General features: G+C 33.5%; 10 protein-coding genes. 4 read left to right on the top strand and 6 right to left on the bottom strand.

Annotated features, from left to right (window positions below; genetic code table 11):
- Positions 1–19 precede the first annotated feature (19 nt).
- Positions 20–1,354 (bottom strand): cytochrome c3 family protein, encoded by a 1,335-nt coding sequence (locus ACFSC2_RS13990; RefSeq protein WP_379814806.1) that lies wholly within the window; start codon positions 1,352–1,354, stop codon positions 20–22.
- Positions 1,355–1,573: 219 nt separating this feature from the next.
- On the opposite strand from ACFSC2_RS13990, the gene ACFSC2_RS13985 reads away from it, so the two are divergent.
- On the top strand, positions 1,574–1,963 hold the full coding sequence (locus ACFSC2_RS13985; protein ID WP_379814807.1) for an SPOR domain-containing protein: 390 nt from the start codon (positions 1,574–1,576) through the stop codon (positions 1,961–1,963).
- 253 nt (positions 1,964–2,216) lie between these two features.
- Here the strand turns inward: ACFSC2_RS13985 and ACFSC2_RS13980 are convergent, their stop codons facing one another.
- The 4 genes from ACFSC2_RS13980 to rimP all read right to left on the bottom strand — a co-directional run bounded on the left by ACFSC2_RS13980 (position 2,217) and on the right by rimP (position 7,527).
- Positions 2,217–2,726, bottom strand: a complete 510-nt coding sequence (locus ACFSC2_RS13980; RefSeq protein ID WP_379814808.1) for a DUF4920 domain-containing protein — start codon at positions 2,724–2,726, stop codon at positions 2,217–2,219.
- 119 nt (positions 2,727–2,845) lie between these two features.
- Positions 2,846–5,746, bottom strand: a complete 2,901-nt coding sequence (infB, locus tag ACFSC2_RS13975) for a translation initiation factor IF-2 (RefSeq protein WP_379814809.1) — start codon at positions 5,744–5,746, stop codon at positions 2,846–2,848.
- Between the two features lie 48 nt (positions 5,747–5,794).
- Positions 5,795–7,048 carry a transcription termination factor NusA gene (nusA, locus tag ACFSC2_RS13970; RefSeq protein ID WP_379814810.1) on the bottom strand — a complete coding sequence of 418 codons (1,254 nt, stop codon included), beginning with the start codon at positions 7,046–7,048 and terminating at the stop codon, positions 5,795–5,797.
- A 14-nt stretch (positions 7,049–7,062) separates the two neighbouring features.
- Entirely contained in the window at positions 7,063–7,527 is a 465-nt protein-coding gene (gene rimP / locus ACFSC2_RS13965) for a ribosome assembly cofactor RimP (RefSeq protein WP_379814811.1), read from the bottom strand.
- 174 nt (positions 7,528–7,701) lie between these two features.
- Here rimP and ACFSC2_RS13960 point away from each other — a divergent pair, with 174 nt between their 5' ends.
- From ACFSC2_RS13960 to ACFSC2_RS13950, 3 genes are all read left to right on the top strand, one after another.
- The gene (locus ACFSC2_RS13960) at positions 7,702–8,526 is read left to right on the top strand and encodes a universal stress protein (protein ID WP_379814812.1); all 825 of its coding nucleotides are present in this window, start codon (positions 7,702–7,704) and stop codon (positions 8,524–8,526) included.
- 162 nt (positions 8,527–8,688) lie between these two features.
- Positions 8,689–10,107 (top strand): aldehyde dehydrogenase family protein, encoded by a 1,419-nt coding sequence (locus tag ACFSC2_RS13955; RefSeq protein ID WP_379814813.1) that lies wholly within the window; start codon positions 8,689–8,691, stop codon positions 10,105–10,107.
- Between the two features lie 61 nt (positions 10,108–10,168).
- Positions 10,169–10,966, top strand: coding sequence for a helix-turn-helix domain-containing protein (locus tag ACFSC2_RS13950; RefSeq protein ID WP_379814814.1), 798 nt, complete (start codon positions 10,169–10,171; stop codon positions 10,964–10,966).
- A 106-nt stretch (positions 10,967–11,072) separates the two neighbouring features.
- Here the strand turns inward: ACFSC2_RS13950 and ACFSC2_RS13945 are convergent, their stop codons facing one another.
- A complete protein-coding gene (locus ACFSC2_RS13945; RefSeq protein WP_379814817.1) occupies positions 11,073–14,711 on the bottom strand; it encodes a hypothetical protein in 3,639 nt (1,212 codons plus the stop codon).
- Positions 14,712–14,772 lie beyond the last annotated feature (61 nt).

Genomic DNA, 14,772 nt, shown 5'->3' with positions numbered 1-14,772 from the left:
TAAAATCTTAATAATTCGATTAATAGTGGCATTTACCGCATTCTAAACCTCCCATTTGCGCTGCAGTTAATTTCTCTACACCGTATTTTTTAGAAAGTTCAGCATGAATTTTGTCATAGTAAGCATTACCTTCCATCTTAACGTCAGTTTTTCTATGGCAATCAACACACCATCCCATTGTTAATTTAGAGTATTGCTTCATGATTTCAAATTCCTGCACCGGACCGTGACAAGTTTGACATTCAATTCCAGCAACAGAAACGTGTTGTGAGTGATTGAAGTAAACAAAGTCAGGTAAGTTATGAATACGAACCCATTTTACAGGCTGTGTTTTTCCAGTATAAGCTTGTTTAGTCTTATCCCATCCAACAGCATCATATAATTTTTGAATCTGCGCATCGTAGAACGCTTTGCTGTATTCAGCAGTAGCAGTAGTTTCAGCAACCTCTGAGATATTTTTATGACAGTTCATACAAACATTTAAAGAAGGAATACCAGCTGTTTTACTTACACGTGCAGCAGAGTGGCAATATTTACAATTGATTTCGTTATCACCAGCGTGAATCTTGTGAGAGTAGTGAATTGGCTGAATTGGCTCATAATTCTGATCTACTCCTACTTGCATTAAGTATCCGTATACAAAATAACCACTTGCCAAAAGCAAAAATATTGCAGTAACTAAAACTAAAAATTGATTTCTAGCAAAAGCTTTCCAGATAGGAAGTCTAGCTTCTTTTGGAGCTACTTCAATACCATTTTTGTTTGCCACTTTAGTTAATACTTTGTTCACCATGAACAACATAACAACTAATATAGCCATTACAAGAGCAAGAGCTCCTAAAATAATATTATTTGAAATTCCACCACCTTGAACATCTGTCCCTGGAGGCGTAGCTGCCCCAGCAACCTTAGTTGGCTCTGGTTTTGGCTCAGAAGTATAAGCTATAATATTATCAATATCTCCTTCAGACAATTGAGGAAACGAAGTCATAACAGCTTTGTTATTTTCCTCAAAAAGTTTAACAGCAACAGCATCACCTGACTTAATCATGTCAGAACTGTTATGCACCCACTTGTAAATCCAAGCAATATCATGCTTACCAGCAACACCCCTTAAAGCAGGACCAGTTGATTTAGCATCTAATTTGTGACATGCAGCGCAATTTGCATTAAAAAGTTCCTTCCCTTTTACTGGATCACCGCCTCCCGTAGCTGGAGCCGCTGCCGCAGCTTCAGGTGCCGCCGGAGCAGCAGCAGGATCTTGAGCAAATGAAGTTAGGGAGAAAATTAACGTCAGCGATAAGCCAAACAGCAATTTTCTTGAGATCGAATTATGGTTACCCACCTTTTTCATATAGTATAAATAATTGTCTACTAATTTTTGGTATGATTTTTTCTGTGTTAAATCAGGAAAAATCTATACCCTCTTTTAAAACTTGCACAAAAATACGACTTATGAACTATTCTCAAAACCTTAAAATAGTCTTAAATATCAATTTATATCAATTCTAAATAATATTAAAATTTTACACTCAAACTTTAAATAGTATTTTTGCATAAAAACCATCACATTATGAGAATTTTAAGCCCATCAAAAAGTCTTTTTTTAACAATTACAACGATTGCTTTCGCGCACAACGTTAACGCACAAGATCAAAATTTAACATTAAATCAAGACCCTAAATTTGAGCAGTTACTTAACGAGAAACGTAAAATTAACACGTCAATAAGCACAAACGATACTTATAGAATTCAAATCTTCAGCGGTAAAAGTGATGAAGCAAAAAAAACGTTGTCTGATTTTAAACGCGAATATTCGACCGTAGATGGAACAATCATTTTCAGCACGCCCAACTACAAGGTAATTGTTGGGAATTTTAAGACCCGAATTGAAGCTGAGCGAAATCTAACTGAAATCAGAAAAAAATACAAAAGTGTTTTCCTTTTGAAGCCAGGGAGATAATGGCCTAAAAATTATTAGAAAGCGAGATAATTGTCTCGCTTTTTTTTATCTCTAAAATCAACTTATCAAATAACAACGAACAAAAAACATCTGCAATAATTAAATGAATCAAAAAACCAGACTCTTTATTTTTGCATTAAAAAAACAATTCATTTTAAAAAACACTATTTTGAATCGCATCCAAAAAAGAAAAAGTCCCGACAAAAATCGAGACTTTTACACATATCATACTAATTAAACTTCTTCAGTATAATTAATTTACCACTTTAATACCACTTGCTAAAAAGCGTATTTCTTCTTTTGGAGTTTTAATAGCTTCAATTTCAGCTTTCGATTTTTTCGCATCTTTAGCATAGTGCTTCAATTCTTCCACAGAAGTTACTTTCTTTTCTGCTGTACCCTCTAAAACAACATTTTTTCCTTTTAATGCTGTGGGAACAAAAAATGCATAATCTTTCATCTTAACAAAAAAAGAAGCGCCATCTTCTGTTTTCAAACTTATCCAACAACCTCTTTTTGGACAAACACCCGTTACTTCTCCTTTAACGGCAACATTTTCTATTTTACTACCTGACTTTAGTTTTTTTTCTAACTTTTCGACAGAAACAGCAGTATTAACTGAAGAACCAGAAACATCTGCACCATAAAAATCCCCAACTAATGCATTACCAGCTGGAGGTGCGGGTTTCTCAACATCTTCTTGAGAAAAGCATATTGAAGAAAAACTTAAAAACAAAACAAGTGAGTATATTCCTATTTTCATATTGCATTAATTTAATTTTATCAAAAATAAGATTTATAGTCGAAATATTTTAAAACAAAATGATTAAACATAAAAAAAGTCCCAATTTTCATTGGGACTTAAAATATAGTTATTGAAAATTATTTCAATTTCTTCTTAATTGCAACTTCGTGGTACGCTTCGATCACATCGCTAATTTCGATATCATTAAAGCCTTTTATTTGAATACCACAATCGTAACCTTTAGTAACTTCTTTTACATCATCTTTGAATCGTTTTAATGCCACTAGATCACCCGTATGCACCACTACTCCATCTCTAATAACTCTAATTTTAGAAGTACGTAATATTTTACCATCTGTTACCATACAACCAGCGATTGAACCCACTTTAGAAATTTTGAAAATCTCACGAATTTCGGCAGTTCCTAAAACTTCTTCTTTCATCTCTGGCGCTAACATTCCTTCCATCGCATCTTTCAAGTCATCGATAGCAGCATAGATAATAGAATAGTAACGGATATCGATTTCTTCTTTATCAGCAAGCTGCCTAGCATTTCCTGCAGGACGAACGTTAAATCCGATAATAATTGCATCTGATGCAGAAGCCAACATAACATCTGTTTCTGTAATAGCTCCAACTCCTTTATGAATAATATTGATTTGAACTTCTTCCGTAGAAAGTTTAGAGAACGAATCTGATAATGCCTCAACAGATCCATCAACGTCTCCTTTAAGAATTACATTTAATTCTTTAAACTGCCCAAGAGCAATACGACGACCAATCTCATCAAGAGTAATATGTCTTTGTGTACGTACAGATTGTTCACGCATTAATTGAGAACGTTTAGATGCAATTTGCTTAGCCTCTTTTTCGTCTTCAAATACATTAAACTTATCACCCGCAGTGGCAGCACCATCCAAACCTAAAACAGATACTGGAGTCGAAGGACCAGCTTCAAGAACTACATGTCCTCTTTCGTCATGCATTGCTTTTACTTTTCCATGGTGTTTACCAGCCAACATATAATCTCCAATTTTCAAAGTACCTTGCTGTACTAAAATTGTAGACACATATCCTTTTCCTTTATCTAAGAATGCCTCAACAACAGTTCCTTGAGCCGCTTTATTTGGATTTGCTTTTAAATCTAAGATTTCTGCTTCTAATAAAACTTTTTCAAGTAATTCTTTTACACCTGTTCCAACTTTTGCAGAAATATCATGTGACTGAATTTTTCCACCCCAATCTTCAACAAGTAAATTCATACCCGCCAAACGCTCTTTGATTTTATCAACATTCGCGTTTGGTTTATCAATTTTATTGATTGCGAAAATAATTGGAACCCCCGCAGCTTGTGCGTGAGAAATTGCTTCTTTTGTTTGTGGCATGATATCATCATCCGCCGCAACCACAATAATAGCAATATCTGTAACTTGAGCTCCACGTGCACGCATTGCTGTAAACGCCTCGTGACCCGGAGTATCTAAGAAAGCAATTTTTTGCCCGTTATCTAGTGTAACTCCATATGCTCCAATGTGCTGTGTAATACCTCCAGACTCACCTGCGATAACATTTTCTTTACGAATATAATCCAGTAAAGATGTTTTACCGTGGTCAACGTGTCCCATTACTGTCACAATTGGCGCTCTTGTTACTAAATCTTCTTCTTTATCTTCTACAACTTCTATTGCTTCTTCAATATCTACTGTAATAAATTCAACATCGTAACCAAATTCATCTGCTACAATAGTTAATGTTTCAGCATCTAGACGCTGGTTCATGGTTACCATGATACCAAGAGACATACAAGTTCCAATTACTTTAGTAATCGGCACATCCATCATGATCGCAATTTCACCAACTGTAACGAATTCTGTAACCTTAATAGTTTTACTTCCTTCGTCAAGAGCTCTTTGTTCATCATCAGATTTCTGACGGTGTGTTTCTCTTTTATCTCTTCTATATTTTGCCGCTTTAGATTTACCTCCTTTACCTTGCAGTTTCTCAAGAGTTTCTCTAATTTGGTTTTTTACTTCTTCTTCTGTAGGCTCAACTTTTGCTACAATTGCAGGACGATTTCCTTTTACAAAACCTGGTCTTGCGCTTCTGTTAGCATTAAATCCTCCTCCAGCATTTTGAGGTCTATTCTGATTCGGACCCCCTTGTGCGTTATTACCTTGAGCTGGTTTTATAGCCGCGCCTCCTGCACCAGGAGTTCCAGGCTTAGGAGCGATTCTTTTACGCTTGTTTTTATTAGCGTTATTGTTATTTCCAGTTCCAGGAGTACCCGGTTTATTCTGAGCTTGTTTAGGATCTTCTTTTTTCTTTTTAGGTTTATTAAATTGAGATAAATCAATTGTCTGCCCCGTAAGAGTCGTTCCCGTTAATTTTTGATACTGAGTTGTAATTGTTTCTTCTGAAGTTGCAGGATCCAATGAAACTATTGGCTCTTGCGCAGTTTTAGAAACTTCAGCTTTAACCTCCGGTGTTTTCACCTCAGGCTTTTCGGCAATAACTTTTTCAACTTTCTTTTCCTCAACCTTTTCTGCAGCTGGAGCTGTTGTTGTTGGAGTGTTTTCTTGTTGAACAGGTTTCTCTGCTTGAACTGGAGCCACTTTAGGCTCTTCTTTTTTCGCAGGCTCCTCAGTTTGAGTAGGAACAATTGCAGGCTTTTTTGGATTTAGATCAATTTTTCCAACTTGAACAGGACCACTTACAACCGCTCTTGCTTTTATAATCTCCTGCTGTTTTTGACGTTCCTCTTCTTGTCTGCGTTTGTCTTCAATCTCTTTCTCACGCTCAACACGTAACGCTTCTTTCTCTTTTCTTTTTTCTTCTCCAACCTCTTTAGAAGCCTCTTTATTCCCCTTATCGCCCGCAAATTGGCTTTGTAGGATATTAAATTCCGCATCAGAAATTTTAGCATTTGGATTTGCATCAATAGCAATTCCCTTATCTTTTAGATAATCAACAGCTCTTTCTAATGAAATATTTAATTCCCTTAAAACCTTGTTTATTCTTATTACTCTCTCTTCAGACATATAACCTTTTTATTATTACCTTTTTCGTTGTGTTGTTAGAGCCAGATATTAATTATCAAACTCCTCTTTTAGTATTTTCATAACATCCAGAATAGTCTCTTCTTCTAGGTCTGTTCTTCTTACTAAATCTTCTACCTCTTGTCTTAAAATACTTTTTGCAGTATCTAGACCAATTTTTGCAAATTCTTCAATTACCCATTCTTCGATCTCATCTGAGAATTCTGTTAACTCAACATCATCCTCATCTGCAATAGCACCGGCAACATCACCTTCTCTAATTACATCAAGCTCATATCCTGTAAGCTGACCTGCTAATTTAATATTGTGACCTCCTCTACCAATCGCTTTAGAAACCTCTTCTAACTTCAAGAACACTTCAGCTCTTTTATTATCTTCATCAATTTTGATTGAAGAAACTTTTGCTGGACTTAATGCTCTTGTAATAAACAATTGAATATTATTTGTATAGTTTATTACGTCGATATTTTCGTTTCCTAACTCACGAACAATTCCGTGAATACGAGATCCTTTCATACCAACACAAGCTCCAACTGGGTCAATTCTATCATCATAAGAATCAACTGCCACTTTTGCTTTTTCTCCAGGAATACGAACTACATTTTTAACTGTAATAAGTCCGTCGAAAACCTCTGGAATTTCTTGTTCAAATAATTTTTCTAAAAACTTCTCAGAAGTTCTAGACATAATAATTTGAGGTTTATTTCCTTTTAATTCAACGCTTTCAATAATTCCACGTACATTATCTCCTTTACGGAAAAAGTCAGATGGAATTTGTTTTTCTTTTGGAAGCACAATTTCATTTCCTTCATCATCCACCAAAATTACAACTCTTGGTCTTACGTGGTGCACTTCTGCTGTATAAATATCACCAATAATATCTTTAAATTGTTTATAAAGATTCGTATTATCGTGTTCGTGTATTTTAGAAATTAAGTTCTGACGAAGCGCTAAGATAGCTCTTCTTCCTAAATCAATCAACTTTACCTCTTCAGAAACCTCTTCACCAATTTCAAAATCCGCTTCAATTTTTCTTGCTTCAGTAAGCGTAATTTCCTCATTTTCAAAATCAAGATCCTCATCAGCAACAATTACTCTTCGTCTCCATATCTCCATATCACCTTTATCAGGATTAATAATGATATCGAAATTATCATCTGAACCGTATTTTTTCTTCAATGCATTTCTAAACACGTCCTCTAAAATTGCCATAAGCGTTACACGATCAATAAGTTTATTATCTTTAAACTCTGAGAATGAATCGATTAATGCTAAATTTTCCATGCGAATTCTTTAAATTAAAATGTTACTGTAACAATTGCCTCTTTAATTTCTGTATAAGGTATTTGTTGCTCTTTTTGAACTGTTTCTTTTCCTTTTCCTACTTTTTTTGGTTCTCTTGCTTTCCACGACAAAATTATGAAAACATCGTTAGCTTCAATCAATTCTGCTTCAATTTTTTCAGTATTTGTAGTAACAATCAATGTTCTACCAATATTTTTCTTGTATTGTCTTGTTATTTTTAACGGAGATCCTACTCCAACTGACGCAACTTCTAAAGAAAAATCTTGTTCTTCACGATCCAAATTATTCTCTATTGCACGGCTGATATCAATACAATCCTGCAGTGCTACACCATTATCTCCATCTAAACCTACACTAATTTTGAAAGAATCTGAAACATGCAGATCAATCAAAAAAACAGAAGGCTTTTCTAAAAGAGCCTCATTAATTAGTTCGTTTACTTTTTCTTTGAATGTCATAATTTTATAAAAAGAGGGGACACTTAGTCCCCTCATTATTTAGATTTTAATAAATAACGATGCAAATATAGTGATTTTTTTGTAAATCAAAAAATTACACCACTCTAAAAAAAATTCGCTATCTTTATATAGCATTAAATTGCAAGTCAACCCTTATCACTTAACCTTAAAAACATGAAACGAATTTTAGTCCCAACTGACTTTTCAGAACACGCCGAAGATGCCTTAAAAGTTGCCGCGCAAATTGCAAAAAAGAATAATGCTGAAATTATTCTTTTACACATGCTTGAACTTCCTCATCAAATGAGCGATGCTATTACTGGAGGCGCAAGCATCCCAGAAACCATGCTTTTTATGAAAAAGGCTAACGAAACTCTTGACGAAATTTCAAACAGGCCTTATCTAGATGATATTGAAGTTTTGGAAATTGTAAAAATGGACAAACCTATTCACGGAATTACGCAAATAAGCCAAGAATACGGCGTTGATTTAATTGTTATGGGGTCTCATGGCTCTTCTGGAATTGACGAATTATTAATTGGATCTAACACCGAAAAAGTAGTACGAAATTCTGAAACCCCAATTTTAGTTATCAAAAAAGATATTTCAAACTTCAGCGCTTCTAATATCGTTTTTGCTTCTGATTTTTCTGAAGAAACCAAACAGCCATTTGAAAAACTATTAAAATTCTCTAAATTATTTGATTCAAAACTACACTTAGTAAACATCTGCACTCCAAATAGCTTCAAACCAACTCACGAAGCAGAACATACCATTAAAAAATTTGTTTCTGAATTCGGCCTTACGAATTATGAAACTTATATATATAATGATACTAATATCGAGAAAGGAATCATTAACTTCTCCAACAGTATTAATGCCGATGTAATCGCAATGTGCACGCACGGAAGAACTGGCTTTGCTCATTTCTTTAACGGAAGCATCAGCGAAGGATTGGTAAATCACGCTGTAAAACCTGTTTTGACTTTTAAAATTTAAAAAATAAAAATAAAAATTTAGAAGCCTTTCTTCGGAAAGGCTTTTTTATTGAAAAACATATTTTATTATGAGCTTTTAAACAAAGTTAACTTGAGCTTTTCAACAAAGTTAACTTTCTGCTTAATCCTGAACTTTGTCAAATAAATTCATAATTAAAACAACATGAAAACAATTGACAAAGTTTACATTAATGGAGAATTTGTAACTCCAAAAGGAACTGAATATTTCGATTTAATAAATCCGACTACAAACCAAAAATCAGGACAGGTTCGCTTAGGAAATACCGAAGATGCTATTGACGCCATTGAAGCTGCAACTGAAGCATTTAAAAGTTTTTCTTTATCAACAAAAGAAGAAAGAATTACGTATTTGCAAAATCTAAAATCTTCTATTGAAAAAAGAAAACAAGAATTTATCGATGTTATGATTGAAGAATATGGCGGCACACTTTTGTTCGCAACTGTAAGCTTTGATTATATGCTTAAAAGTTTCGATTCTGCAATTGAATTACTTAATACTTACTCTTTTACGAAAACAATGGGAGTTTCTGAAGTTCAAATGGCACCAATTGGCGTTGTCGGAATTATAATTCCGTGGAATTCCAGCAACGGATTTATCTGCGGAAAATTATCTACTGCTATAGCCGCAGGATGTACAGTAGTTATCAAACCGAGCGAAATGAGCGCACAGCAAACGCAACTCATTACAGAATGCTTTCATGAAGCAGGACTTCCAAAAGGAGTTTTTAATATTGTAAATGGACTTGGCAATGTAGTTGGAGCAGAAATCAGCAATAATAACAATATCTCCAAAATTTCTTTTACCGGTTCTACTCCTGTTGGAAAAATGATTGCAAAACAGGCTGTTGACACCCTAAAAAGAGTCACTCTCGAACTGGGCGGAAAATCGCCAAACATCATTCTTGACGATGCCGATTTATCAAAAGCGATTCCGATGGCACTTGGCGCAGCATTTATGAACAACGGACAAGCCTGTATTGCTGGAACAAGACTATTGATTCCTGAAAATAAATTGGAAGAAATAAAAAAACTAATTTTAGATATTGCTCCGAATTTTATTGTCGGCGATCCAAAAAACAAAAATACCGCCGTCGGTCCTTTGGTTAGTCAAAAACAATACGAGCGAGTTCAAAATTACATTCAATCCGGAATTGATGAAGGCGCATCAATTCTAGTTGGCGGATTAGGAAAACCTGAAGGTTTAGAAAACGGAAATTTTGTAAAACCTACTATTTTCACTAATGTAAATAATCACATGAAGATTGCTCGCGAAGAAATATTCGGCCCTGTTTTAAGCATTATCACTTATAAAACTGAAGAAGAAGCTGTAGCAATTGCAAACGACACAACGTACGGACTTCAAGCCTATATAAGTTCTGCAGACGAAGAGAGAGCACACAAAATTGCTTCACAAATTAATGTCGGGCGTGTTCAGATCAACACAATCAGCCACGATCCTTTAGCTCCATTTGGAGGTTTTAAACAATCTGGAATCGGACGTGAATTTGGAGTTATAGGCCTTGAAGCTTATCTAGAACCGCGAGTACTTATTACACAATAAAAACACATATGCAGAAAGTTTCAGCATCAAACTTTCTGCATCTTTTTGTAATTTTACAGCTATGCCAGCAACACAAACAAAACCTAAAATACTTTACTCGTGTTATTACACCAAAAGCCGCGAAGGAGAAAATTTTATTCCCGAACACGTTTTCAGCTATCAAATAGCCGGCGAAATGATTGTCTCTGATGGAAAAATCACAAAAACCCTAACAGCAGGAGAATTTCGTTTCAGCAGAAGAAATCATTTGGCAAAATTTGTAAAAATTCCACCCGAGGGAGGCGAATTCAAAACCATTTCTTTATTTCTGGATCAGGAAATTTTACGAGAAATCAGTAAAGAATACAATATTGTAAGCGAAAAGAAAATTCTGGGAGATGCTATGTTCAGCTTAAAACCGCATCCTTTATATCATTCTTTTATGACTTCTCTGCAGTCTTATCTTGAAGTTGAGCAAGAAGAAAATGAAGCTTTATTCCATTTAAAAATAAAAGAAGCCGTTCATTTATTATTAAAAGTAAATCCAGAATTAAAAGATATTTTATTTGATTTTAACGATCCTGGTAAAATTGATTTAGAAGCTTTTATGAATAAAAACTTTCACTTTAATGTGCATCTTAACCGTTTTGCTTATTTAACAGGGAGAAGTCTTGCGACATTTAAAAGAGATTTTCAGAAAGTTTTTCAGGAATCGCCTGGACATTGGCTTTTAAATAAAAGACTTCAGGAAGCTTATTATTTAATGAAAGAAAAAGGAAAAACTCCGTCTGAAGTTTATATCGATGTTGGTTTTGAAGATTTATCGCACTTCTCATTTTCATTTAAAAAGAAATTCGGAATTGTTCCTTCTTCGATTTAAATTCCAAAATTATAAAACGCAGAAAGAAAATTCCAAATTCTAAGCTTAAAAAAAAGCTCAATTCGAAATAAATGAATTGAGCTTTTTTATGTAAAATCTTTTCTTTTTAATCAAATCGTTCTTTGTATTTTTTAAACAAAGTATTCATCACCAAAAGAACAACTCCAACTCCTAATAAAACCATAGCTCTGATTAAGAAATCGGCATTTGATAAATCGAAGAACATTAATCGTACTACACAAATACCAACTAAAGAAAGCGAAACATAACGGAAATATTTTTCTTTGAGAATAATCCCAAGCACCAATAAGGCCAACGATTCTAATATCCAGAAAAAGGTTAAAATCCCTTTGTCAAACGAAAGGTACAAAAACAGTCCTATACTGAAAGTTGCTGGGTAAATAATCAAACTATTTTTAAACTTGAAATCTTCGATATATTTGTAAATGATAAAAATATATAAAGCCAGCAAGGCAAATATGATTAGATAAACAAACTCAAACTTAGACTCATAATAACTGAAACTAATAAAAGCTAAATGAAAGTTTGCCAGTAAATAATAAACAATACTGATTTCTTTTTTGTTTCCGATTTTTTTATAATAAAGACACAGGTTTATAATTGCCGTTACCGCCCAAAATACAGGCAGCCATTTATGCTCTAATTGCGAAAACATAATGACAGAAAGCCAAATATTTATGACAATTTGATAATCAATACTTATAGATTTAATAAACTCTTTTTTGTTTACAAGAAGAACCAAAACAATCAATAGCGCTATGCTTGAAAGTTCTAAAACCCAGTCTAGAACAGCAAAATGATTCATAACTTTTATACTGTAAAAAACAGAAGTTAAAATAGAAAGAAGGCTGATTACTAATACAGATTCTTCAGGCAATTCTATTTTCTTATACAAAATCAAAACAAAATTAAGTATCGCCAAAAGCATGAATATTGGCGCCAAATAAGCCAATTCGACTTGAATAAACAACAAAACAATACCCCATAAGTTTTGATTGACTGGCAAAACTGTAATAAACATTTTCCCTTCTTCTCTTTTACTTCTTCTTTGCAAATAACCGTAAGCAACAGACAATAAAATACTCAATACCTGCGTGATATAAAGCACTTTGCTATTCTCTGCATTTAGTCTATAAATAGCAAGATAAATGCTTAAAACCACAGCTCCCATCAACAACACAAAAGAATAAATGTTGTAACGTTTGATTTTTTCGATTTTTTCGAAAACCCAAAAAGTTACTAACGCCAAAACCCCTAAATAAATTGGAATATATTCGATTGAAATACAAGAAAGTCCGAAAACCAAAGCATTAAATAGAATGAACTCAGAATTTAAAACACTAAAATTGCTCCATCCAGAAATAGCTTCATTTGATCTGTTTCTGATTTTATCTGCGAATAAAATATACGTTTCGATTACAGAAATCCCAAGAGCTACTAGACCTATTTCGGTATTATTTAAAAATTGGGTATTGTATAAAAACAAAAAGCTTCCGAATAATGAGAATGCCAAACAAAAAACATAAAGCAAAATCTGGTTATCTACAGAAAGTGTTTTTCGTTTAAATTGAATCCATAAAAATTCATGATTAAATAAAGCAATAGCAAATAATCCGAAAATCTCAATATTATCATACGGAGCCAAATATTTATAAGCAAGAGATACAAACAAAGCATTTACACCAACAATACCAATCGTTTTAGCGACAGAATCATTTGTATAAAATAATTTTACAAACCAGTTTAATGCAATCACAGAAACAATTCCAACAGTAAAAGCAATATCCAAATTAGATTCTGGCTCTGTAAAAATCAAGATTACTCCGGTTATAATAGTTATGATCAAGAAAACAAATCTTCCAAAATCAAAAGTATTTATTTTGAAACCAAATCGTAAAGAACACCACAATAAACCAAAAAACACAAGAGGGAAATAAAACGAAATCGTGATTGTATGATACCAGCTTACAAAAAATAATATCGTAAACAGTACAGAGAAAATTCCGTTTAAGCTCAGATCTTTTTTGATGATTAAAGAATCAATCGTTAAAAACTCTTTTTTGACAGAACAAAAAACTGGAATCAACAATGTCGTGAACACCATTACAAGTAAAGTCGCAAAAGAATTTGTTATATAAGACTGCTCAAAAGAAGGATTGATGTGTGAAGCAAAAAAGATAAAAGCAAACACAGACGCAATATGATTAAGACCTAAGAATATTTTATAGAGAAGTGTTTCGTTGCTTTTGTAAACAATAAACAAACAAACTACAATCAAAAAATATAATGCACAAACAATAACATCATACCCTACTTTCCAATCATTAAGCATAATAATACTTAGCCCAAAAAGCAGAAACGAAACCATTCCGTCTAGATTATAAAGCCAGAAAATCTTTTTCTTTCTCGCAAAAAGAGCTGCAAAAAGACAAAGAATTCCCGCCGCAAACAAAACAAATATTTTGATTCTGCTTCCCGTAGAATGCAGAATTAAACCTGACGCAAATAAAATCCAGTTGATAAGATGTGTTATAAAAGCAATTCGGTCAAAATGAGTATTTGCATAAATGTTTCTATACTGCATAACCATGCAACTTAACGAAACCAAAACAATACCAAGAATAGCAAAAATATTTTGAGCCGGACTCAAGATGCTATTTCCTTGTGTAAACCAAATGTCAAATACGATAAAACTCGAAATAACGATCATTAAATGATATTCCCATTTTTCTTTATAAGACAAAATAATTCCAGCTGTTGCAGTCAGCGATGCAAGTAAAAATGTGATTAAGAGCTTTTCTGGAATCACGCACAAGATCAAGAAACTCAAAATAACATGAAGCGACAAAAAGGTTTGCTGTTTTATAATGTAACCCACATATAAATTGATCGCAATTCCGACCCCGATAAGCGAATAAGCTGCAGAAATATTAGTGATAAAGGTTAGCGCAGGGATTTGTGAAGCGCCAAAACAGCCAAACAAAAACAAACTCGCTCCCGCACTGCGCAGCCAAAGCCCGGTTTTAAACCATTTCTCTTTTTTCTTTAAGAAGAAATAAGAACCTCCTAAAATTCCAGCATAAAGCCAAAGAATCAATATTCTGAACATTGGCGAAACCTTCAAAGCGGTATAGATACTTAAATATCCTATTCCTAAAACCATAATAGCGGTTCCTAAAATTCCAGTCCAATTTTCAATAAACTGCTGTTCTAGTTTTTTCATTAAAACAGAAAAAGCACTTTCTACATAAACTTCTTCTTCCTGAATTTTAGGTTCAGGATTGGATACCGCTTGATAAACGGGTTCTGTTTCGATATTTTCTATTAACTCAGGACTTTCTTTTTCTTCAGGAATTTGTTTGTCTAGCACAGGATTTGTTTGTGCTTCAAAACTAAAGACAGGTTTTTCTACAGATTCTTCAATCTCAATTTTTTCCTCTTGCAAAGAATCCTCAACAACAGGTGGAACAACTTGAGAAACTTCTTTCGTATGTTCTGAAACTAATCCAATTTCATCAATTTTAGAAATAATGTTTTCTTCTACAAAATCGGTTTTTGCAATTTGTTTTTTAATTTCATCTATTTCTTTTTTCAAAGAATTGAAATCTTCTTTATTCCTTTTAAAAAGAGAGTCTAGATGTTCATTTTGCTCTTTTAAGTTGGTAAACTTATTATATAAAACAACAACACATATTAGTAAAACAAAAAGAAAAAAGTTCTCCATAGCTTATTTTTAAGAACGGCTAATGTAAGAATTATGAGTTAATAAAAAAGAAAAGAAAAAC

This window comes from Flavobacterium artemisiae, assembly GCF_042678225.1.
GTDB lineage: Bacteria > Bacteroidota > Bacteroidia > Flavobacteriales > Flavobacteriaceae > Flavobacterium > Flavobacterium artemisiae.
The sequence above is the reverse complement of the archived record's forward strand: the minus strand, read 5'-3'. Positions and strand labels throughout refer to the sequence as shown.

What these genes read in the sequence shown, in the direction of transcription:
- ACFSC2_RS13980 (WP_379814808.1), bottom strand. Translation starts at nt 2,726, where the DNA reads ATGAAAATAGGAATATACTCACTTGTTTTGTTTTTAAGTTTTTCTTCA.
- nusA (WP_379814810.1), bottom strand. Translation starts at nt 7,048, where the DNA reads ATGGAAAATTTAGCATTAATCGATTCATTCTCAGAGTTTAAAGATAAT.
- infB (WP_379814809.1), bottom strand. Translation starts at nt 5,746, where the DNA reads ATGTCTGAAGAGAGAGTAATAAGAATAAACAAGGTTTTAAGGGAATTA.
- ACFSC2_RS13950 (WP_379814814.1), top strand. Translation starts at nt 10,169, where the DNA reads ATGCCAGCAACACAAACAAAACCTAAAATACTTTACTCGTGTTATTAC.
- ACFSC2_RS13960 (WP_379814812.1), top strand. Translation starts at nt 7,702, where the DNA reads ATGAAACGAATTTTAGTCCCAACTGACTTTTCAGAACACGCCGAAGAT.
- ACFSC2_RS13955 (WP_379814813.1), top strand. Translation starts at nt 8,689, where the DNA reads ATGAAAACAATTGACAAAGTTTACATTAATGGAGAATTTGTAACTCCA.
- ACFSC2_RS13945 (WP_379814817.1), bottom strand. Translation starts at nt 14,711, where the DNA reads ATGGAGAACTTTTTTCTTTTTGTTTTACTAATATGTGTTGTTGTTTTA.
- ACFSC2_RS13990 (WP_379814806.1), bottom strand. Translation starts at nt 1,354, where the DNA reads ATGAAAAAGGTGGGTAACCATAATTCGATCTCAAGAAAATTGCTGTTT.
- ACFSC2_RS13985 (WP_379814807.1), top strand. Translation starts at nt 1,574, where the DNA reads ATGAGAATTTTAAGCCCATCAAAAAGTCTTTTTTTAACAATTACAACG.
- rimP (WP_379814811.1), bottom strand. Translation starts at nt 7,527, where the DNA reads ATGACATTCAAAGAAAAAGTAAACGAACTAATTAATGAGGCTCTTTTA.